Origin of the sequence: Helicobacter pylori SA37A, assembly GCF_000476015.1 — a bacterium.
GTDB classification, from domain to species: Bacteria; Campylobacterota; Campylobacteria; order Campylobacterales; family Helicobacteraceae; genus Helicobacter; species Helicobacter pylori_DB.
Genome location: NZ_CBOO010000001.1, coordinates 1 through 21,655 on the forward strand (window position 1 = coordinate 1; position 21,655 = coordinate 21,655).

At 39.5% G+C, this 21,655-nt stretch carries 17 protein-coding genes and 1 pseudogene; 11 read left to right on the forward strand and 7 right to left on the reverse strand.

Going from position 1 to position 21,655, the window contains the following annotated elements:
- Window positions 1-252 precede the first annotated feature (252 nt).
- Window positions 253-540 carry a type II toxin-antitoxin system antitoxin gene (locus QT76_RS00005; RefSeq protein WP_033616030.1) on the forward strand — a complete coding sequence of 96 codons (288 nt, stop codon included), beginning with the start codon at window positions 253-255 and terminating at the stop codon, window positions 538-540.
- Between the two features lie 64 nt (window positions 541-604).
- A complete protein-coding gene (locus tag QT76_RS00010; RefSeq protein WP_411326917.1) occupies window positions 605-907 on the forward strand; it encodes a type II toxin-antitoxin system mRNA interferase toxin, RelE/StbE family in 303 nt (100 codons plus the stop codon).
- A gap of 197 nt (window positions 908-1,104) precedes the next feature.
- Here QT76_RS00010 and QT76_RS00015 read toward each other — a convergent pair whose 3' ends face one another.
- A complete protein-coding gene (locus QT76_RS00015; RefSeq protein ID WP_033616032.1) occupies window positions 1,105-1,629 on the reverse strand; it encodes an acyl-CoA thioesterase in 525 nt (174 codons plus the stop codon).
- 139 nt (window positions 1,630-1,768) lie between these two features.
- Between QT76_RS00015 and QT76_RS00020 the strand changes: the two genes are divergently transcribed.
- The 3 genes from QT76_RS00020 to QT76_RS00030 are packed head-to-tail and all read left to right on the forward strand — an operon-like array spanning window position 1,769 to window position 4,363.
- On the forward strand, window positions 1,769-2,623 hold the full coding sequence (locus QT76_RS00020; protein ID WP_033616034.1) for an SDR family oxidoreductase: 855 nt from the start codon (window positions 1,769-1,771) through the stop codon (window positions 2,621-2,623).
- Complete coding sequence (locus tag QT76_RS00025; protein WP_000921470.1) at window positions 2,616-3,596, forward strand: FecCD family ABC transporter permease; 981 nt, start codon at window positions 2,616-2,618, stop codon at window positions 3,594-3,596. Before QT76_RS00020 ends, QT76_RS00025 begins: the two co-directional genes overlap by 8 nt.
- The gene (locus tag QT76_RS00030; RefSeq protein ID WP_000242349.1) at window positions 3,596-4,363 is read left to right on the forward strand and encodes an ABC transporter ATP-binding protein; all 768 of its coding nucleotides are present in this window, start codon (window positions 3,596-3,598) and stop codon (window positions 4,361-4,363) included. The genes QT76_RS00025 and QT76_RS00030 overlap by 1 nt, the downstream gene beginning before the upstream one ends.
- Window positions 4,364-4,428: 65 nt before the next feature.
- Here QT76_RS00030 and QT76_RS00035 read toward each other — a convergent pair whose 3' ends face one another.
- From QT76_RS00035 to murJ, 3 genes are all read right to left on the reverse strand, one after another.
- On the reverse strand, window positions 4,429-8,337 hold the full coding sequence (locus QT76_RS00035; protein WP_033616035.1) for a vacuolating cyotoxin family protein: 3,909 nt from the start codon (window positions 8,335-8,337) through the stop codon (window positions 4,429-4,431).
- A gap of 285 nt (window positions 8,338-8,622) precedes the next feature.
- A complete protein-coding gene (cysS, locus tag QT76_RS00040; protein WP_033616036.1) occupies window positions 8,623-10,020 on the reverse strand; it encodes a cysteine--tRNA ligase in 1,398 nt (465 codons plus the stop codon).
- The gene (gene murJ / locus QT76_RS00045) at window positions 10,021-11,481 is read right to left on the reverse strand and encodes a murein biosynthesis integral membrane protein MurJ (protein WP_033616037.1); all 1,461 of its coding nucleotides are present in this window, start codon (window positions 11,479-11,481) and stop codon (window positions 10,021-10,023) included.
- 91 nt (window positions 11,482-11,572) lie between these two features.
- Here murJ and QT76_RS00050 point away from each other — a divergent pair, with 91 nt between their 5' ends.
- Both QT76_RS00050 and ruvA read left to right on the forward strand, forming a co-directional pair.
- Entirely contained in the window at window positions 11,573-13,417 is a 1,845-nt protein-coding gene (locus QT76_RS00050; RefSeq protein ID WP_033616038.1) for a FapA family protein, read from the forward strand.
- Between the two features lie 25 nt (window positions 13,418-13,442).
- Window positions 13,443-13,994 (forward strand): Holliday junction branch migration protein RuvA, encoded by a 552-nt coding sequence (ruvA, locus tag QT76_RS00055; RefSeq protein WP_033616039.1) that lies wholly within the window; start codon window positions 13,443-13,445, stop codon window positions 13,992-13,994.
- Window positions 13,995-14,057: 63 nt separating this feature from the next.
- Here the strand turns inward: ruvA and QT76_RS08310 are convergent, their stop codons facing one another.
- Entirely contained in the window at window positions 14,058-14,222 is a 165-nt protein-coding gene (locus QT76_RS08310) for a hypothetical protein (RefSeq protein WP_195741854.1), read from the reverse strand.
- Between QT76_RS08310 and QT76_RS00060 the strand changes: the two are divergent.
- Window positions 14,161-14,826, forward strand: a pseudogene (locus tag QT76_RS00060) (DUF3519 domain-containing protein); the annotation flags it as partial. The gene QT76_RS08310 and the pseudogene QT76_RS00060 overlap by 62 nt on opposite strands.
- Before the next feature lie 205 nt (window positions 14,827-15,031).
- On the forward strand, window positions 15,032-15,307 hold the full coding sequence (locus QT76_RS07815) for a hypothetical protein (RefSeq protein WP_080242561.1): 276 nt from the start codon (window positions 15,032-15,034) through the stop codon (window positions 15,305-15,307).
- A gap of 782 nt (window positions 15,308-16,089) precedes the next feature.
- On the opposite strand, the gene QT76_RS00070 is transcribed toward QT76_RS07815, so the two are convergent.
- The gene (locus QT76_RS00070; protein ID WP_000646773.1) at window positions 16,090-16,815 is read right to left on the reverse strand and encodes an NYN domain-containing protein; all 726 of its coding nucleotides are present in this window, start codon (window positions 16,813-16,815) and stop codon (window positions 16,090-16,092) included.
- Window positions 16,816-16,946: 131 nt separating this feature from the next.
- Here QT76_RS00070 and ruvC point away from each other — a divergent pair, with 131 nt between their 5' ends.
- The gene (gene ruvC / locus QT76_RS00075; RefSeq protein ID WP_001221148.1) at window positions 16,947-17,420 is read left to right on the forward strand and encodes a crossover junction endodeoxyribonuclease RuvC; all 474 of its coding nucleotides are present in this window, start codon (window positions 16,947-16,949) and stop codon (window positions 17,418-17,420) included.
- On the opposite strand, the gene QT76_RS00080 is transcribed toward ruvC, so the two are convergent.
- Window positions 17,421-19,796: a TonB-dependent receptor gene (locus tag QT76_RS00080; RefSeq protein WP_033616042.1), complete on the reverse strand. Its 2,376-nt coding sequence runs from the start codon at window positions 19,794-19,796 to the stop codon at window positions 17,421-17,423.
- 320 nt (window positions 19,797-20,116) lie between these two features.
- On the opposite strand from QT76_RS00080, the gene QT76_RS00085 reads away from it, so the two are divergent.
- Window positions 20,117-21,634, forward strand: a complete 1,518-nt coding sequence (locus QT76_RS00085; protein ID WP_000247366.1) for a catalase — start codon at window positions 20,117-20,119, stop codon at window positions 21,632-21,634.
- The last annotated feature ends 21 nt before the right edge of the window (window positions 21,635-21,655 follow it).

Genomic DNA, 21,655 nt, shown 5'->3' on the forward strand with positions numbered 1-21,655 from the left:
CTCCCTTTAATAAAATAAAACTTTAAGAAAATGAGTTTTATAATAAAATGAGAGCCAAAATGATTATTTTTCACTCACAAAACTTTTAAATTTTTAATCTTTTTTAAAATTTTTTACTAAAAGATCTTTTAATCTTTTCACTGATTTTTCAATCCGCTTTTTAATCTTTAAGTTTTGATTTTTCTAGCCTTTTTAATACTGCTCTATCGCTTGCGCTATAATGAATTGGTATTTTTAAAAAAAGGGATAAGCATGCCTAACACCACCAACAAAGATTACACAAAATACAGCCAAAGACAGCTTTTTAACTTTTTAAATTCTATCAAGACCAAACAAAAAAGAGCGTTAGAAAAATTGAAAGAAATCCAAATTCAAAAACAAAGGATTAAAAAAGCACTCCAATTTAAAGCGTTCCATTTAACCGAAAACGGATACACCATAGAAGAAGAGCGAGAAATCTTAGCAAGGGCTAAGGACACTAAGAACCGCCTTTGTTTTAAAAGCATAGAGGATTTTAAGAAGCATTGTGAAAACTTGTAAATGAGATTTAAAAATGCTGACGATTGAAACCAGTGAAAAATTTGATAAGGATCTTAAAATTCTTATTAAAAACGGGTTTGATTTAAAGCTTTTGTATAAAGTGGTTGAAAATTTAGCCAAAGAGCAACCCCTAGCTCCCAAATACAAAGACCACCCACTCAAAGGCACTTTAAAAGATTTTAGGGAATGCACCTACAACCGGATTTATTGCTTGTCTATCAAATTAAAAAAAGAAAACACCCTAGCGCAAGTCTATAAAGCGATCAATAAACTCTCTCAAATTGAGTGGTTTAAAAAGTCTGTTAGGGATATTAGAGTGTTTAAGGTAGAGGACTTTAGCGATTTTACTGAGATTGTGAAATCCTAGTGTTTAGCCAAATTTTTAAAATTTTTGGCACTTATAGAGTGGAAAGCAACGCTTTTTTATGATTCATGTAGTCATAGCACGCTACTTTGTAAATCACCCACACCACTCATAACGCTTAAATGAATCGCCCACCAATTACCCCCCCTTTTTTAGGGATAAAATTCAGGGTTAAAACACCGCTCACGCTTTTTTATTTTTTAAACACCCTCGTGTTTCCCGCTTTTTAAATACCCTCGCATGCGCATTTCTTTACGCTTCAAAGCCCCTTCATAACGGCGGATTTCCACTTCTGTTTTAGGCTCGTATTTAGGCATGGGGGTGGGCTTGCCATTTTCTACAGCCACCATGGTGAAATAGCATGAATTAGTGTGCGTGATTTCACGAGTTTTAATATCTTCGCTCAAAACCTTAATCCCCACCTCGCACGAGGTGTTGCCCACATAATTGATGCTGGCTAAAAAAGTGAGCAAATTCCCTACAGGAATGGGGTATTTAAAAGTAACCCCATCCACGCTTAAAGTGACCGTTCCTTTACCGCAATAGCGAGCTGAACACACGTAAGCCACTTTATCCAATAGATTCAATAATTCCCCTCCATGCATGACATTGTTGAAATTAGCGGTTGTAGGCACGACTAAATAGCTCATCAATAATTTAGTGCAATCGGCTGTGTCTATAGTAAAATCAAAATGGCTAGAATGCGATGATTGTATGTGAGGCATTGTTTCTCCTTAATTAAGATTGGTGTTAAAAATGTTTTTTGTAAAAAACATTCCAAGAACTATATATTAGTAAAAATTAAGTAATATTAAGTGAATATTAGAGGCATTAGAAAAATAATAAGAGGGTTAGCGTTAGATAATGGGTGTGCAAGAGAAAAAAGAAAGCCAAAAGGTGGCAGTTATCACAGGGGCGAGTTCTGGGATCGGATTAGAATGCGCATTAATGTTGTTAGATCAAGGGTATAAAGTCTATGCACTCTCTAGGCGTGCGACTTTGTGCGTAGCCTTAAACCATGCGTTGTGCGAGAGCATTGATATTGATGTGAGCGATTCTAACGCTTTAAAAGAAGTGTTTTTAAACATCAGCACTAAAGAAAAATATTGCGATGTTTTGATCAATTCCGCCGGTTATGGGGTGTTTGGGAGCGTAGAAGACACGCCTATTAATGAAGTTAAAAAACAATTTGGCGTGAATTTTTTCGCCCTTTGCGAAGTGGTGCAGCTTTGTTTGCCTTTATTGAAAAACAAGCCCTATTCTAAGATTTTTAACCTTTCTTCTATCGCAGGGCGCATGAGCATGCTCTTTTTAGGTCATTATAGCGCGAGTAAGCATGCATTAGAGGCTTATAGCGATGCCTTGCGTTTAGAGCTTAAACCCTTTAACATTCAAGTGTGTTTGATTGAGCCAGGCCCGGTGAAAAGCAATTGGGAAAAAACCGCTTTTTCAGTTGAAAATTTTGAGAGCGAAGACAGCGTTTATGCATCAGAAGTGAATGCAGCTAAAACTTTTTATGCGAGCGTGTATGAAAAAGCCTTAAACGCCAAAGAAGTGGCGCAAAAAATCGTTTCTCTTAGCATGAGTCAAAAAATCAAGGCTCGTTATTTGATCGGCTTAAAAACCCAATTGTTACTAGCGTTGTATCAAATCCTCCCGAGTAGCTGGTATGATTCTTTGTTCAGATTAATTGTTCTTGGGAGGAAGCGCGATGCTTAAAACCTATCATATTGCCTTAGCTTGCGTGATTTTAGCGGTGGTGGTGTTGTTGTTTGGAGGGGAGTCCTTGAGTTTGGAAGAATGGCAAGAAGTGTACCTTAACGTGAAAAACCACTTTTTACACAATGAAGAACTGAGCTCTTTAAGTGTTATTATTTTAGAAATACGATTACCACGAGTGATTTTAGCGCTCTTAGTGGGGGCGAGTTTGTCCGGGAGTGGGGTGGTGATGCAAACGATCTTTAGAAACCCCTTAGTCGATCCCTTTTTATTAGGGATTTCTAGCGGAGCGATGCTAGGCGTGGCGATGGCGATAGCGGTAGTGGAGTCTAACATTGCGATTTTAGCGTTCTTTGGGGCGATTTTAGCTAGCCTTGCTGTTTTGGCGATGAATAGGGTTTTAGGCAATTCCGTCCTTTCGTTGGTGCTTTCAGGGGTGGTGTTGAGCGCGTTTTTAAGCGCACTAGCTGGGGCGATCAAATTCTTTGTGATCCCCCAAAAAGCGCAAGCGATTGTCGTGTGGCTTTTAGGGAGCTTGTCTTTAAGCAGTTATAAGGATTGCTTGATCGCTTTCATAGGGCTATCTTTGGGCTTTATCCCGCTTTTTTTGTTAAGGTGGCGCATTAATTTATTGAGCTTGAGCGATGCGCAAAGTTTGAGTTTGGGGATTAATCCGGTGTTATTGCGATCGCTTTGTTTGGTGTGCGTGAGCGTTGCGAGCGCTTTAGCGGTGAGCGTGTCCGGCACGATCGGCTGGATTGGGTTAGTGATCCCGCATGTGGCTAGGTTGTTTTTTGGGGCGAATTTACAAAAACTACTTTTAAGCTCTTTATTAATGGGGGCGTTTTTCTTGCTTTTGGCGGATGTGGTGGCTAAAACCATTACCCCCTATGATTTACCGGTAGGCATTGCGACAAGCGTTTTAGGAGCGCCTTTTTTCTTGTGGCTTTTATTCAGGACTAGGGGGGTGTGATGGTCTTAGAAGTTAAAAACCTGTCCTTTAAATATTCTCAAAAACTCATTTTAGACAAGTTGAGTTTTAGCGTGCCAAAAAACAGCATTACAAGCATTTTAGCGCCTAATGGCTCGGGTAAAACCACGCTTTTAAAATGCCTTTTAGGGCTTTTGAAGCCTTTAGAAGAAACCGAAATCAAGGCGTGTAACAAAGATATTTTACCCTTAAAGCCTTATGAAAAAGCCAAATTGATCGCTTATATCCCCCAAGTGGAATATTATGCGTTTAATTTCAGCGTGTTGGATTTTGTTTTAATGGGGAAAGCGACGCATTTAAATCTATTCGCCATGCCTAAAGCTAAGCACATTAAAGAAGCTACTAGCGTTTTAGAGCGCTTGGATTTAGAATCCTTAAAAGATCAAGGCATTAACGATTTGTCCGGCGGTCAAAGGCAAATGGTGCTTTTAGCCAGAAGTTTGTTGCAAAGAACGCCTTTATTATTACTAGATGAGCCTACGAGCGCGTTAGATTTAAAAAACCAAGCCCTTTTTTTTGATGCGATTAAAGATGAGATGAAAAAACGAGAATTGAGCGTTTTAGTCAATATCCATGATCCCAATTTGGTTGCCAGGCACTCCACGCATGTGGTCATGCTCAAAGATAAAAAACTTTTTTTGCAAGCTTCCACGCCAATCGCTATGACTTCGCACAATTTAAGCGCGCTTTATGACACGCCCTTAGAAGCGATCTGGCATGATAACAAGCTTGTCGTGTATGCGTTGTAGGGGTTTTGTAAGATTTCAAACCCATGCTTTGAGCATGGGTTTAAGAACACTATTTAGAGCGGTATTTAGAAACTATATCTCATTCCTAAATTGGAAGCGAAATGGCTTGCGTTGGAAATCAAATTGTGCAAATAAACAACGCCCAAATTCAAAAACACTTCTTTAGCCAATTGCAATTCCCCACCCATCATCACTCTCGCATGGGTATTTAAAGGGTTGCGAGCGGTATTCACTTTAAAGGTGTTTAAAGACGCGGCGTTATTAGAGCCAACATGAGCGAATTCTTGTAAAACTCCAGCGTTCATATAGAAGTATGAAGTGTCCCCATAATAATAGCGCGTTTCCACATTAGCGCTAGCGTTGAATAAATGCTGACTGCTAGAGCCATTTTTCAAAGCCACTTGATTGCTATTGCTTTTAAAGTTGGTTGAACCTAAATGGTTATAGCTCACGCCCACGCTTGGTTTTAACACTAAAGCGTTCCTAAAAAACGCAAAGTCATAACCATAGCTCGCTCTTGTTGCAGCGCTATAGGCTAAGTAATTATAGCTTTGATTCAAATCTTGCAATAGAGCGCTTTTGAAATTCAAGCTTGATTGATCACTCCCTAGCGCCCCTTGAGCTTCAAAATCAAATTCATGCTGGTTAGCAAAGAGACGGCTATACACGCCAAAATTAGTGTTATTAGCCCCAGAGTTAAGAGAGTTCGCTTGATTACTAAAAGAGCTATAACCATAGCTTCCAAAACCGCCCACAATGGCTTCCACTTCCCCATTAAGGTAAGCGTCTACGCCGGCGCTTGTGCCATACAATGAAGCGTTACCGCCGCTATTCAAGCTCGTTCCCCCAATAGCGTTAGCCCAAACATTGGTGGGTTTTTCATATTTAGGGGCAAATTGATACAACACTTCCGCTGCGCTTTCTAAAGAAGCGAATCTTTGGTCTTTTAAAGCTTGTAAGCGTTTGGCGAACGAGTCAATATGGTTGGTGTGCCTTCTAGAGAGATTGACTAAACGAGAATTTAAAATCATCGCATTACTCAAGCTCAAAGTTTGTAAGCCGCTGGTTTTATGCTCTAAACTGGCTATGTTGTTTAAAGTGGTAGTGGCTGCATTCAATTGTTTGGTGATTTCATTAGCGCTTGTAGCATCAATCATTGTTCTAGCATAACCCGCATCATGGCTATCAATCAATAAGGTTTGTAAGAGATCCCTGCCTTGCGCGCCTGAGTTAGCATAAAGCGTGTCAATATCCTTAGAGCGATCAGCCAATTCAAACACGCTTTCAATGGTGCCAAAATCATGCTGATTGATAGCGACTAAATTAGGGGTAGCGTTATAATGAGCGAAAGGAGCGTTCTTTATGAGAGCGTAGCTAGCGAAACGCACCTTGTTAGTGGTGTTTGTGGGTAAGTTGGTGGTGTTGCTCTCAGAACTAGTAGGCGTGGAATTGTTACCTAAATTAACAGCGATTGTGGTGTTGTTAGCCGTTTTATTGATCCCTGTATTTTTCCATGCCTTACCTTCAAGATACTTGTAATTTTCAGGGTTATTCACCATGCTTTGATTGCCGATAGCCATCCCGCATGCTTTAATGTCATTGAGATTGTCTTTTCGCACCACACAAATATCCATGCGGTTGTTGTTGTTATAAAGGGCTAGGCGTTCTTTGAATTGTTCTTGTTGGTTGGTAGCGTTTGTGGAAACATTATCATAATTAATGTTTTGCGCTTTCACTAAAACATGCTCTTTATTTTTAGTGAGGTTTTGAGCGTCATTAATTTTAATGAGCGGTTGGTAAAATCCGGTCGCGCTATCCACATTGTTATTAAACTTCATGGTCGCTGTTTTGCCTACATTCAAGGTTGCTACACGCCCGTTTTGGACAAAAAGATTCATAAGCGACTGGTTGTTAGTGAAATTCCCTTGAATGGTTAAATCCAAATCTTTACCATAATCCATGCTAGCGTTATTGGTTAGGGCTAGGTTATTAAACATAAGCCCCGTTTTGCCCGGAATATTTCCTGGAGCTCCAAAAAGAACCCTTTTAGTGATTTCAACATCGGTAACATTCCTGGCGTCAAAATAATTCCAAGGGGCATGGTAAAGCTCATCTATAACGAGTTTTTTACCGCTTTTAAAAGTAACACCTCCAGAATAGGCCGGGCTATATCCCGTTTGCAAGCTCACGACACTGATGCGCGATTTATCGCCTATATCTTCGCCAAAAATACTGTATTGGCCAAAACTCTGAACACGGGTTGTAACCACCAATTCCTTAATATCAAAGTTTTTAATGTTCACATTAGTGGCAGCTGTGGTGAGTTTGTTGATATTGACCTTATCGGTAACGCCACTAAGATCCAAAGTGCTAGTGTTTAGCCCATTATCGCTTTTGCTGGCATCAATATCCTTAAAATGAGCGGTGTTGGCATTCACTTTTAAATTTGTAGATTTTCCCAAATAAACATTGCCATTAAACTTAGCGGTATGGGCATCCACTCTTAAATTCACCGCTTTTCCTAGATGGATATTGTTATTAAAAGTGGCGGTGCCGTTGTTGGTATCTTCACCAGCCTTAAATTCAAAATTCGCGCTTGAGCCTGCCAAAGCAGAACCACCCACTTGGTTATTCACTCTTAAAGTCCCCTCAACGGTGATATTCCCGGTTAGATTTTCCACTAAAAGAGAACGCCCGCTCGTTGAATTGGATAGATTGACACCGCCTTCGCCGATATTCAAATTAGCCGCATTCGTGCTTAAGGAAGCTTTAAACCCTCCCGCTTTAATCGTGCCATCAGCGTTAGTGTTTAAGTGGAAAATATTCACAACCGTGTCTTTACCACCGGCAAAAGGCCCATCAATAACTTGTGTGGGTTCATTTTCTGTTTTTTGCGTATCGTTTTTAGGATTATTTTGAGAAGGGTTATCTTTAGTTTTACTCTCATAACCGCCTTCGGGAGGGGTGATGATGCTTAAGCCGGCGCTTTGCCACAAATCCAGTGTGCCAATATTAGTCTTTTTACTAGCGATAATGCCCGCTTGAGCGGCGTTTTGATCCCCCACAGCGAGATGGCGAAAATTCATTTCCCCTTGAACTTTTGAAGTGTCTATCGTGCTGTATGAAGGGGCCAAATACGCTCCCACATATTGCAAACGGCCCATCCACACCTTACCATAGAGATCAACGCTCTGGTTTGAGCTTGAAACCAAATTGAGCGTGGCGCCATCATAAAGAGAGATTTCAGCGTTTTCACGGCTTGTAATTTTTTCTGAACTTTTCAAAGTCAAAACCGTAGAGCTGGCTTTCCTGCCGGCTCCAGAACCCACACGATTGTTGATTTCTACAAAATTATCAATTAAGATATTTTTAGCGTCAAAATTCACTCTCGTGGTGCGATCAGCACTATCCTTAAAGCTTGTGAAAGAATTGCCATTGAATTGGCCCAAACGCAAAGTGGCTTTTTGCATATTCACGTCTAAATCCCCACCGGTAAAGTTGATAAGGCCTGAAAGGTTATAAGTCCCTACAGCGTTTTGCATATCCACTTCAAGCTTGTTCCACTGCCCGTCTTTGACCCAATAATGCCTAGCGGCATTCCCCCAGTCCCAACCTCCATCAATCTTACTGGATAAAAGGGATTTGTATAAGTCGTATTGCTTGTGGGGGAAATGATCAAAACCTCTTCCTGCTTGAATGCGCCAAACTTTATCGGGTTTGTCCGGGGCTTTATTGGCTTGTTCGGCTTGTTTGAGCCCCCAGCTAAGAAGCCCTGAAACCGTTCCTACAGCAGCGCCTGTAGCGATACCCCCAACAATGGCTGGAATGATCACGGTTGTAAAAAAGGCGCGACTTTCGCTGTGTATGGGATCGTTTGGCGTGTTAGCCCCTAGTTCGGTGCCCATTAACACCCCCACTAAAGCGAGAGAGATAATAGGGCGATTGATTTTGCGGTGTGTTTGTTGTATTTCCATTTTCTTCCTTTCTTTTTGTAAAACGATTTTTGCACAAAGGGTGCGACTTTAGACTAGAAAATTTCTGTTGCATTTACGATTAAGGTTATAAATATGCAGTATCTACAACCAATGTTCAATCTTTATTAAGTTAAGATAAATGAATATAAAACCCATAGGATTAAAAAGTAAAATTGCTGAAATTTTGGGCTAGAATGTGTAAAAATGTAAAATTTGAAAAGCTTAAAAAGCCTCTCTTACTGAAAATTTTGGTTAGAATGTGTAAAAAGGTAAAATGGGAGGCGTTTAAAAAAGCTTCTCCCAAATCGTGCCTTGTGGGGTGTCCATCAAAGCGATTTTGTGGTTTAAAAGCTCTTCTCTGATGCTATCGGCTTTTAAAAAATCTTTTTGCTCTTTGGCACGTTTTCTTTCTTCTATCTTTTTTTCAATTTCTTGTTTTTCGCTCTCGCTCACGCCTAATTGGAAATACGCGCTAGGGTCTTTAAACCCGATGCCAAGCAGTTCTTCTATGAATTTCAAATTCGCTAAAATTTCGCCTTTCAAAGCCTTGTTTTTGGGGTTTTGATCCAGTTTTTCATTCGTAGAAGAGAGCATGTTTTCTAAAACGCTCAACGCTTTGGAAACGTTTAAATCATCTTGCATGCATTCTAAAATTTCTTTTTTAAAATTTGGGTTTATTCCTCCCAAAGTCCCTAAAACGCGCTGTTTCAAACGATAGATTTTATCCAAGCGTTTTTTACTCACTAACAAGTCTTCTTCATTGAAATTCAAAACAGAGCGATAATGCACCCCTAGTAAGTAATTGCGCAAAATTTCGCCATCATAGTTTTTCAAGGCGTCTTTAATGAAAAAGCTATTCCCTAAACTTTTAGACATTTTTTCGTTATTGATATTCACAAAGCCATTGTGCATCCAGTATTTAGCGATCTCCACGCCAAAGGCGCAACGGGTTTGGCACGCTTCATTTTCATGGTGGGGGAATAACAAATCCGTTCCGCCAGCATGGATGTCAATTTGATAAGGGGTGTTAGCGAGCGCTAAAGTTTCAAAAACCATGCTAGAGCATTCTATATGCCAGCCAGGGCGCCCTTTGCCTAAAGGGCTATCAAAGCCCACATCATTATCCCCCTTATAGCTTTTCCACAACACAAAATCCTGCTCAAGCCGTTTTTCTTGCACTAAACCGATACGGCTAAATTCCACACTGCTATTATGCACGCTCAAAGAGCCGTAATCTTTATCCTTGCTCGTGTCTAAATAAATATCCCCATTAGAGACTCTATAAGCGAAATTTTTTTCTAAAAGCGTTTCAATCATGCGCACCATAGCGTCTAGATACTCGCTCGCTTTAGGCTCTAGGCTGGGTTTTTTCACGTTCAAAGCGTTCAAATCCCTCGTGTAAGATTCAATGTAAATGCTGCTTAGTTCTTGAATGCTTTTGCTTTCTTTGAAGGCTTTGTTGATGATCTTATCGTCAATATCCGTGAAATTCCTTACTAGCACCACTTCATAGCCGCTCAATTCAAGCGTGCGCCTCAACAAATCAAAAGCAATCGCGCTCCTGGCATGCCCTAAATGAGCGTCATCATACACCGTAGGCCCGCACACATAAATATTCGCCTTATTTTGGACTAAAGGCTCAAAAGGGACTTTTTGTTTTGATTTGGTATCATAAATAAACATTTAAAAACCTTGAAAATAATAAAATAAATATAAATGTGTAACCCACGATTTGAACGCTAAGAGTAATAAGATTTCCACGCAAGCGAGGAAAAGGATTACAAGCCATGATTTTAAATTCTTGATTATACCCAAGAATAATTGAAAGCCAAACGCTTTTATCGTTAAAACAAATAGAAATAACCCGCTCAAACTATTCGCTAACGCTAAACCCAAAACCCCTAACAAAGGCATTAAACTCAAAGAAGCCGCTAAACCTAAAAAAAGCGAAATTAAAGAGATTTTAGCCGCTTTTTTTTGCTCTAACTTCGCATAAAGCCACAAAGAAAAGAGTTTAGTTAGCCCAAAAGGGAGCAAGCCTAAAAGATAGAGCGAAAAGACTTGCGAAGTGATTAAGGTGTCTTTAGGGCTAAACTGCCCCCTTTCAAATAAAAGCTCGGTGATTTCTTTACTTAGCATGATCCCCCCAATGCTGCAAAAGAGCAAAACCCCCACCAAAAAAAACCACGCCTTTTGCAAGCGTTGTAAGATTAAATCCTGCTGATTGTTTTTAAGCGCGATCGCAATGCTGGGGAAAAGAGCTGTGGAGATAGCGATAGCGAATAACGCTAAAGGGAGCTGGAAGACTCTGTTAGCATAATACAAATAAGACACGCTCCCGCTCGCTAAAAAAGAGGCGATTGTGGTGTCTAAAAAAGAAGCGATCTGAGCGCTAGAATTGCCTAAAACGCTGGGGAAAAACTGCTTGAAAAACCCTTTCAGATCCCTTTTAACCCTATTCAAACGATATTCTTTTTTGTTTGCGTTTTTAGTCTTAAAACCTAACAACCCTTTAGATAATAAATCCCATAAGCCTAATTTTATTAAAGGATAAAAGTGTAATAAAATTTGAGCCACGCCCCCTAAAAGCACGCCGTAGCTCAAATAATACAACGCTTCTAAATGCGTTTTTTCTTTGGAAATGAAAAGGGCTAAAATCATGCATAAATTGAGTAAGCTTGTGCTATAAGCGCTGGCAAAAAAGCTGTGTTTGTATTGTAAAAGCGCGCCTAAAAAAGTGGTGATAAACACCAATAAAAGATACCAAAAATTGATTGCTACAATAGGGGCGCATAATTTGAGCGTCTCTTCATCAAAGCCGTAAGCTAGGAGTTTGGTTAGCCATAAGGGATTGAGCGCTACTAATAAGCACCACATGAATAAAACGCCGCAAAAAATAAGCCCCACCAAACTCGCAAAGCTCCCTTTAATGGAACTTCGTATGAAGCTTGGTAAAAAGCTTTGAGAAAAAGAGCCCTCCGCAAAAATACGCCTGAATAAATTAGGCAATTTGAAAGCCACAAAGAAAATATCGCTATACACTCCGGCCCCTAGAATATTAGCCATCATCAAATCCCGCAAAAAGCCAAAAATCCTAGAGCATAAAATCCCTAAGCTATTCGTTAAAAATATTTTTTTTAGCATACTAGTTGTATTTATTACCTAATTTTCAGTGTTTTTTTGTTAGCATATTTCTTTTTTCAAATTCTTATATTATACCATTTAAGGATTAAAAATGAGCTTGGAGCGTTTTGCCCCTATAAAAGTTGAGCGGTGCAAAGACATTCAAAAAGAATTAAAAAAAGCGGCCGCTGAAAATAAATTACAAACAGAAGATCTATGGTTTGAGATTTTAAAAACTTCTATTTTTATCAAAAACAGCGCTAAAGACGATTTTAGCGAGGCTTTTAGTGGGGAATTGCAGCAATTAGAAGAAGATGAATACTATGAAAAAAAAGAGCTAACCCTTTATCAAACCCATGATATTAAAATCAAATCAAACGCTTATAAACGCTTTTTTGAAGTGGAAGTGGATGAAGATTTAAGCAAAATAGAAATTATTTTAGACGAGTGTTTTATTGTCCTAGACACTGAAGAGCATTACCAAGAAATGTTTGCGTATATTAAAGAGTGTTTAGCCTTTCAAGGCGTGGTGTTTCGCCACCTTTCACAAATGTATGAAAATTTAAAAACAGAATTAAGAAAATATCAAAAAGAAGCCCAAAACAAGCGCTTTATTTTATACGCTTCTTTAACCTTTATCCCTAATGTAGAAGAACAATCCCATTTTTTATTAGAAGAAGAATACCTTCCAACGCATACCATTTTTTTAAGCGATCAAGAAGAATCGCTTGTTAAAGAAAATTACTATATCGCTAAAGAAAATCAAAAAGTCGCTTGCGTGAATTACCCCAAACAAGGCAGAGACGGCCGTAACCTTAAAGGCCTTTATATTGAATTGCCTAAAGTTGCCCATTCGCCCACCCCTATAGGGCATGACAAAAACGCTTTTGAAGAAAGAGAAGAAAATAACGCTTTAGTGTATTACTCCAAAGCCTTACAAGGGGTTAAAATGGAAAAAGGGCGTTTGGTTTCTAAGCAAAATTTTATTTTTAAAAACGGGATCAAGTCCATTGAAGTGCCTAATCTTTTAGGGGGAGTGGAGAGCGGGTTAGCTTTAGAGATTCAAGCTAAAGACGAATTGAGCGATGCGATTGATTCTAACCTCATTTTAGAAGCGAGCGTAATTAACATTAAGGGCAATGTGGGCAAGAATGTGATCTTAGTGACCAAAGAAATTACTATAGAGGGGCAAATCCACCCTGAAAGCTATGTCTATGCCAATAAAGCGCGTATCACTAACCATAAGGGCGTGTGCTACGCTAAAGAGTTTGAGTGCAAGTATTTAGAGCGCGCTAAGGTGTATGCCAATAGCGTTAAAGTGGAAGCGAGTGCGGGGAGCGTGGTCTATGCGAAAGAAATCGTTTTAGAAAAGCTCAAAAGCGATAACAAGCTGTATTTTTCCAAGCAATGTTGGATTGATGAGGTGGATGGCAATGGAAACCGCTTTATTTTTTACGCTTTTGGGGGGCGAGAAAACCAAGAAGAATTGAAGATTGCTAAACAAAAACTCAATGCGTTAGGGTTAAAATCCAAAAAAATCATCGCTCAGCACCAGTCCTTAAACCATTTAGTCAAAAACCATCAAGCCATCATGGAAAAGCTTAAAAACGCCACTGAAGAAATCAAACGCTCTTTAATGCAGCAAGAAAGCGTGAAAGACGCTTATAGCGAGTTTGTGTTTGCTTTAAAGCGTTTGAAAATCTTAAAAGCTCAAATGTTAGAATTGCAAAAAATCAATAACGAATGTTACGCTAAACTTATTAGTATAGAAAACAGCTTCCAGCATGCAAGCATTACGACTAAAAACCCTTTCAAGCAAGAAAATATCGTGATTTATCATCGCAATTACCCTAAAGTGAGCAACTTGAGCGCCATGTTAAGCCATAATGAAAGCGTGAATGTGATCTATGAAGATCATAAAATCAAAAAAATCCCTAAAAGCGCGATAAAAGGCTAAAGCAAGAAATAAAAAAGGGATAAAAATGATAGTGGGTTTGATAGGGGTTGTGGAAAAAATCTCTGCTTTAGAAGCGCATATAGAAGTGCAAGGGGTTGTTTATGGGGTGCAAGTTTCTATGCGAACGGCCGCTTTGCTTCAAGCGGGCCAAAAAGCGCGTTTGAAGATCTTACAAGTGATTAAAGAAGATGCGCATCTTTTATACGGGTTTTTAGAAGAGAATGAAAAAATCCTTTTTGAAAGGCTTTTGAAAATCAATGGGGTAGGGGGGCGTATCGCTTTAGCCATTCTTTCAAGCTTTTCGCCGAATGAATTTGAAAACATTATCGCTACTAAAGAAGTCAAAAGACTCCAGCAAGTCCCAGGTATAGGGAAAAAGCTCGCTGATAAGATCATGGTGGATTTGATTGGCTTTTTCATTCAAGATGAAAACAGACCTGTGCGCAATGAAGTTTTTTTAGCCCTAGAGAGTTTGGGCTTTAAAAGCGCTGAAATCAACCAAGTCTTAAAAACCCTAAAACCCAATCTCAGCATAGAAGCAGCGATTAAAGAAGCCTTGCAACAACTGCGCTCTTAAAAAAGTTTTTAGTTTAGCGGCTACGCTTTTAAACGAAGCCACCGCAGGCGCAGCCTTAAAGTATCATCTAAAAAGAGCGTTAGAAAGAAGCCACTCAATAAGCGAGTTTAGTAAGAATTTAGAACTAAGCGCCAAAAACGCTAAATTTTCCAACAACACGCTTAAAATCATTGAAGAGCTTAATAACGGCGTTAAACAAGCCAGCGAAGAAATCAAAGAGAAAGCCACTAAATACGAAAAAGCCTTACAAGAATTACAAAAGATTGATGAAAGCAAGCTTACTAAAGAACAGCAACAGGTTTTAAAGGTTTTTAAGGGCGAGCTAGATCAAGCAGAAATTAAAGGCATAGACTTAAACGACCTCTACATTTTAGATCAAGGCACAAGGCATGCGGGAGCTAAAAAGATTTTAGTTAAACATTATGGAGAAGAAAGCACAGGCGGACTAACTAATGACGAACTCATTAACATGAGCGAAGTGATTAAAAACGGGAGCGTGTTATTAGAGAGTTTTGAAAGGCTTAAAAACGGATTTAGATACGGCTATGAATGGGAGAATAACGGCGTTCAGCTTAGGTTAGTAGTAGATGATTTAAATAATGGGAATAAGATTTTTGATTTTCATAGGAATTTTAAAGATTTTAGAGATGCCAGGACACAACCTAGCAAAGCAAAGGATAACGGGACACAACCCATTACCCTTAATGAAAATAATCCTACACCAAAACCGCTAACAGATCAAGAGGATTTATTAAAAACAAGCGAAAATTTTAACGAAACCACACAAGAAGTTAAAAATTTAAGCCCTTTAGAACAAGCTAACGCCGAAAAACATGAGTTAACGCTAAAAACAATGCAAAAAATGCATAAAACGAAGCATAAAACGAAATTATAAGGATAGTGTAGCCCATAGAAAAACATTAGCAAAATCTCAGAATAGCGATTGAACATCAGTTATGAGCTGAGTGCTAGACATATTTGATAAAGCTAATGTGTTTTGAAACTTTAACATAAAAAATTAAAACAAGGAGTAAGGAATGAAAAGCATTAAAAAGCCTCACCTTGACCATACACAAGCCCTTTCGTCTTGCGTGTCAGGGTCTATTGGCACACTCAAAGTGTTTTTAGTATGGGTTAGAAAATTATTCTCCAACCCATGTCTTGACAGTAATAGCACAAAAACATTAAACAATAGAAAGAGTGAATTAGTTTTAAAAACAATGTTCAAGAGTAACGGAGATTATAAGAATAACAAGGCTTATAAGAAGTTTTCAAGCACCGGACTCAATGCTAAAGTAAAGGTTCAGCCATAGGTCGAGTTCCCATGGTGGTGCTAAAAAGAACAATACTTAAAAAACTTTAATGAGTCAATGGGTGAAAAATGAATTAATCTTAAAAATGATGTATCAATCAAAGCTTTAATACAAGACACCAAACCCTCTAAGGGGCAACCATAGGTCGAGTTCCTATAGCGATGTCTGTAAGGATGCTACCATAAAAACCCCAACAAAGTCAAATAACGACCTAAATCTTTTCAAGGAGAACGCAAGGAGAATAAATGAAAACAAAAAACGACATTAAAGCAGAGATTGACAAGGCGGACATTATCCACTCTTTCATTCCGCAGGATAGCTGAAAATGCTAAAAAGCAATGAGTGGGCTACCATTGAAACTATAAAACAAAAACTTGAAAAAGTCAAGGAAGTCAGGAAATGAAAACTAACGAAGAGTATAGCTACAATCAAATCTATAGAAGAAGCGAGAAGGATAATGGATAAAGCGAATCATTAAAGAGCAAGCGGGTTATTAAGCTATGAAGTGGATAAATCAAGGAATGGGCTAATTGAGTCGCCTTAGCACCAAATTACAAGGGGAAAGATACTAATCCCCTAAACCTTGATAACCCTAATCCTACCACAAAAGAATAAGCAAGGCAATAAACTACCCAAACTTACCCAGTCAGTATGAGAGAAATAAGCCTAAAAACCCCTTTAAAAATTCTGGCTTTGTTCTAAATCAAATGCCAATAATTGAGCTTTTAAAAAATGATTTTTTAAACTCTATAAAAATGAAATAACCCTTTTTATGGTTTAGTTTAAGCCCAATTGGTTTTAGTGAGATTTTCTCTGATTGAAAAAAGCTTGTCTTTGACTTCGTTGCTGCTCAATTTCCTCACTTTATCCGAATTGTATTTCAAATCCTGGCTAAGAAGAGACAATCGGTTAGACAGATCGGCAATATCCACCCTTAACCCCTCATCTCTGGCTAATTTGAGTGCGGGGATTAGATCCGTATCTTTTGAAAATATCAAAATCCTATCAGCTATTTTTTTAAAGGCTATTCTTTGAATGTCAAGACCCATGAGCATATCCACCTGCTTTTGTTCCAATAACGCCCTATAACTCCCATCAAACTCCACTCTTATTGCGTTTAACTTAGTCCTCCCTAACCTCAATTCCACTTGATCCAATGAAGCCAGATCGTGTTGGAAATTTTCCACATCGCTATAAATCTTCTCCCATTTAGTCGCTTCACTGCTTTGTAAGATTTCTTCAATATCGCTGCTGGTGAAGATTTTCATTTCTGTTCCCGGATTTTTTTCATTTTGGAGGGTGTCGTTCCTTTTATCCCATAACGCATGTTCAAAATCAAAGGGTGGAGTGGTATAAAAGTAAATACGACTGATCCATTCATCATCTAGTAAAAAAGCTCTGATAGTAACGATCACATCTAAAGCGATATTGTAATTAACGCATTTTGTTTGTTTAATATCGCGTCTGAAATTCTCCCAATCCACTAGTATGATTGTGTTTGCTTTCATTTATTGCTCCCTTATTTATACGCTAAATTTTTTAAAAGTTCTTAATGCAATCTTGTATTTTGTGCCAACAAGAAACATGGATATAATAATAGCGTTTTTTAAACCTTGCGATAAATAAACAGGAATGATTGATGCGTATTTTAGGAATAGATCCGGGCAGTAGGAAATGCGGGTATGCTATCATTTCTCACGCTTCTAACAAGCTTTCTTTAATCACGGCCGGGTTCATTAATATCACCACGACACGCTTGCAAGAACAGATTTTAGACTTGATAGAAGCCTTAGATTGCTTATTGGATCGTTACGAAGTCAATGAAGTAGCGATTGAAGATATTTTTTTTGCGTATAACCCTAAAAGCGTGATCAAGCTCGCGCAATTCAGGGGGGCGTTGTCCTTAAAGATTTTAGAAAGGATCGGTAATTTCAGCGAATACACGCCCTTGCAAGTCAAAAAAGCCCTAACCGGTAACGGGAAAGCCGCTAAAGAGCAAGTGGCCTTTATGGTCAAACGCTTGCTTAACATCACAAGCGAAATCAAGCCTTTGGATATTAGCGATGCGATAGCCGTTGCTATCACGCATGCGCAACGCTTAAAGCTCCACTAATCACCATTTGTAAGCCACTTCAAAACGCGCATTAAACCCAGGCTCTGCGATCGCTCTTTTAACAGCGTCAGTGCCTGGCATATCCGGGCTCATGACATAGGGGCTTGTTTGATCCACATAGAATTTGTTGAAAACGTTATTGAACACGGCTGAAAGCAACAAACCTTTCCAGCGGCTTTTGGTTTTGGGACTCCAATTGATATAAAAATTACTCACGCCATAGCCCGGTTTGTGCATATGCACTAACCCCAATTGGGATCCGCATTTGGCTAAATCGGTAGGGGTTTTGGGTTTCTCAGCCGTCCCGTAATCAGGCAAGTAAATATCAAACCCGCAATAATCTAAACCAGTAACAAAGCGGCTAAGCCAAGCAAGATTGATCCCTGTTTTGGGGATGGTGTAATCCAATTTAATGATAAAAACATTACCGGTGCTTGCGGCAAGCTCATAGCTGTCCGCCATTAAATACCCCCTAGTGGTGGGCCAAGTGCGCGAGATCCCCACGTTCAAACTCACGCCCTTGTATCTGAAAGTCCCACCCACTTCATAGCCATAAATGCGAATCGCTTGACTCAAATTGGTTACAATCAAGCGTTGCGCGTATTGTGAGATGAAATTATCTAAGGCTTGATAGAACGCCGCAACCCTCCCGCTAAAATACTGGCTTGAATAGTCAATATTAAATTCAGCGTTAGAGCCCACTTCAGGCTTGATATTTTTAGCGTATCGCAAATCGTTTTGACGCATGTACACGCCATCTCCTGGCATCACCCCCCTTGTAACTTGAGAATAAGTGATTTTTAAAGATAAAGGCTCAATGGGGCTTAGCACAAGAGCCGCGCTAGGGCTAAAGCCTTGAGTGTAGCGGTGGTTCCAATCTTTATCATAAAGCGTGTAGGCGTCCCACCTTACCCCGGCTCCAAAAGTGATGATTTTATGAGGCGAGTAATTCGCTTGCACATAGCCTCCATAAATATTCCCATTGGCTTTCCCTCTTTGGCATAGCGTAGGGTCATTGGGGTTATTGTCCACAAGACTGCAAGCGATTTGTTTTTGCCCTTTATCGTCAGTATAGACTTGATTAGGCCTGTATAATTCTGATTTGGGGATACGAGCGTCAAAAACGCTTAAATTTTGGTAGTTGAATCCGTATTCAAAAAGGCTGTCTGTGGCTTCATCAATCACATGCGCGACTTTAAGGTTTAAGCCGGTGTTGTTTAAAAACAGATTTCTAGGTTGTGAGCTTGGTTTATCCACATCAGAAAAGCTTGGGGTGCAATACCCGCCTTCAACGCATGGGTAATTTTCTCTTTCCCATGCGCTCGCTAAAGAAGTGGGGAATTTGGCATAAACGCCATTAGGATCAAATAAAGGATCAAACTGAGCGTTCCTGATGCTTGTATAAAGGGTAAAATCTAATCGTGGGTCGCCAAAAGAATTTCCCGCTTCCCTTTTGTATTGTAATGAAAGATTGTTAGCGCTATTAATAGAGTGATACAAATACCTTGTGAAACTATCCAGCACATTAGGACACCCTTGAGCGCCATCAGGGCTAAAGGGGGCTTCACAAGGATAGGCTAACCCAATAGCGTTACTCCTTAAAGGGCGTGTGGCGTTATCTCGTGTCATGTTCCAGCTGAAAGTGAGAATATCTCTGTCGCTCAAATAGCCATTCATTTTAATCAAAGCGTTGTTTTGCTCGCTAGGGGTTCCTGGCTCTTTATCGGCTTGTGTGGGATGAAAAAGGTTTTTCATCGCTGTGGCGCCGCTTCTATAATAGAAGATGTTTTGGTGCGTGTAGTAAGCGATAATATCAAAACGCGCGTTTTGATAAGCCGATCTAAAAGTCTCTCTGTCCCCAAAATTGGTATAAAAACTCACCGCCCCACTAGCCGCATAACTTTTCCCCCTAGGGATAAAATCAGCCGCTCCTTTAGTCTCCATTTTAATCACTCCTGCAATCGCTCCTGGCCCCGCGCTCGCATTCGCCGCGCCTTTGGTAACTTCCACGCTTTTGAGCATGCCAGGGTCAATCACGGTGTTGCCTTGGTGGTGGTAGATATTGCCATTTTGCGCAGCCCCATCCACCGTAACCCTTAAAAGCCTGTCTTCAACGCCCCTCACATAGATTTTCTGCCCCATCACGCTCCCTCCGCCCACATTCACATCAGGGTTAGTCCTAAACAGGTCTTTGACTTCATTGCTTTGGCGTTGATCCAATTCTTTAGAAGTAACCTTAAACTCATTGTTGTAAGTGAAAATCCTTTTGGCTTGGGTGGTAACCTTATTTAAAGTGCGCTCCTCGCTATAGCAAGTCTCAGTGAGTAGGGGTAAACATAAAGCGTATCTAAGCTTTGGGTATGATCTTAAAAACATCCAACAATTCTCCTTAATCTAAAAATTCAAAAATAAAAATACAAAAAAAAAAAACAAAATACCGCTAAAACATTGAGATAGAATAGTATGATAATTATTATTAAAACCAGATTAAAAATAAAATTTTGTTTTTAATCTTTCTTATTTTCATTAATTGTTACAAATAGAAATACTTAAGGGGGTTTTTTATTCTTAAAAAAAAGATTTTTTAAGGAAATTGAATCTTGTTAGTCTTTGTATAACAAATTATGTAATAATCACCACAAGTAATTGGCCTAGTGTCGGATTACGAAGATTTAAGATCAAATAAAGGAAAAAAGATGGTTAATAAAGATGTGAAACAAACCACTGCTTTTGGCGCTCCCGTTTGGGATGACAACAATGTGATTACGGCTGGTCCTAGAGGTCCTGTTTTATTACAAAGCACTTGGTTTTTGGAAAAGTTAGCGGCGTTTGACAGAGAAAGGATCCCTGAAAGGGTCGTGCATGCTAAAGGAAGCGGGGCTTATGGCACTTTCACCGTGACTAAAGACATCACCAAATACACTAAAGCGAAAATTTTCTCTAAAGTGGGCAAAAAAACAGAATGCTTTTTCAGATTTTCTACTGTGGCTGGTGAAAGAGGCAGTGCGGATGCGGTGAGAGACCCAAGAGGTTTTGCGATGAAGTATTACACTGAAGAAGGTAACTGGGATTTAGTGGGGAACAACACGCCTGTTTTCTTTATCCGTGATGCGATTAAATTCCCTGATTTCATCCACACTCAAAAACGAGATCCTCAAACCAATTTACCTAACCACGACATGGTATGGGATTTTTGGAGCAATGTTCCTGAAAGTTTGTATCAAGTAACATGGGTTATGAGCGATAGAGGGATCCCTAAATCTTTCCGCCACATGGATGGTTTTGGCAGCCACACTTTCAGCCTTATCAACGCAAAAGGCGAACGCTTTTGGGTGAAATTCCACTTTCACACCATGCAAGGCGTTAAACACTTGACTAATGAAGAAGCCGCAGAAATCAGAAAGCATGATCCGGATTCCAATCAAAGGGATTTATTCAATGCGATCGCTAGAGGGGATTTCCCAAAATGGAAATTAAGCATTCAAGTGATGCCAGAAGAGGACGCTAAGAAGTATCGATTCCATCCGTTTGATGTTACTAAAATTTGGTATCTCCAAGATTATCCATTGATGGAAGTGGGCATTGTGGAGTTGAATAAAAATCCTGAAAACTATTTCGCAGAAGTGGAGCAAGCGGCATTCACTCCGGCTAATGTCGTTCCTGGAATTGGCTATAGCCCCGATAGGATGTTACAAGGGCGCTTGTTCTCTTATGGAGACACACACCGCTACCGCTTAGGGGTTAATTATCCTCAAATACCGGTTAATAAACCAAGATGCCCATTCCACTCTTCTAGCAGAGATGGTTACATGCAAAACGGATATTACGGCTCTTTACAAAACTATACGCCTAGCTCATTGCCTGGCTATAAAGAAGATAAGAGTGCGAGAGATCCTAAGTTCAACTTAGCTCATATTGAAAAAGAGTTTGAAGTGTGGAATTGGGATTACAGAGCTGAGGATAGCGATTACTACACCCAACCAGGTGATTACTACCGCTCATTGCCAGCTGATGAAAAAGAAAGGTTGCATGACACTATTGGAGAGTCTTTGGCTCATGTTACCCATAAGGAAATTGTGGATAAACAATTGGAGCATTTCAAGAAAGCTGACCCCAAATACGCTGAGGGAGTTAAAAAAGCTCTTGAAAAACACCAAAAAATGATGAAAGACATGCATGGAAAAGACATGCACCACACAAAAAAGAAAAAGTAACCCTTTTCTTTGAGCGTTCTT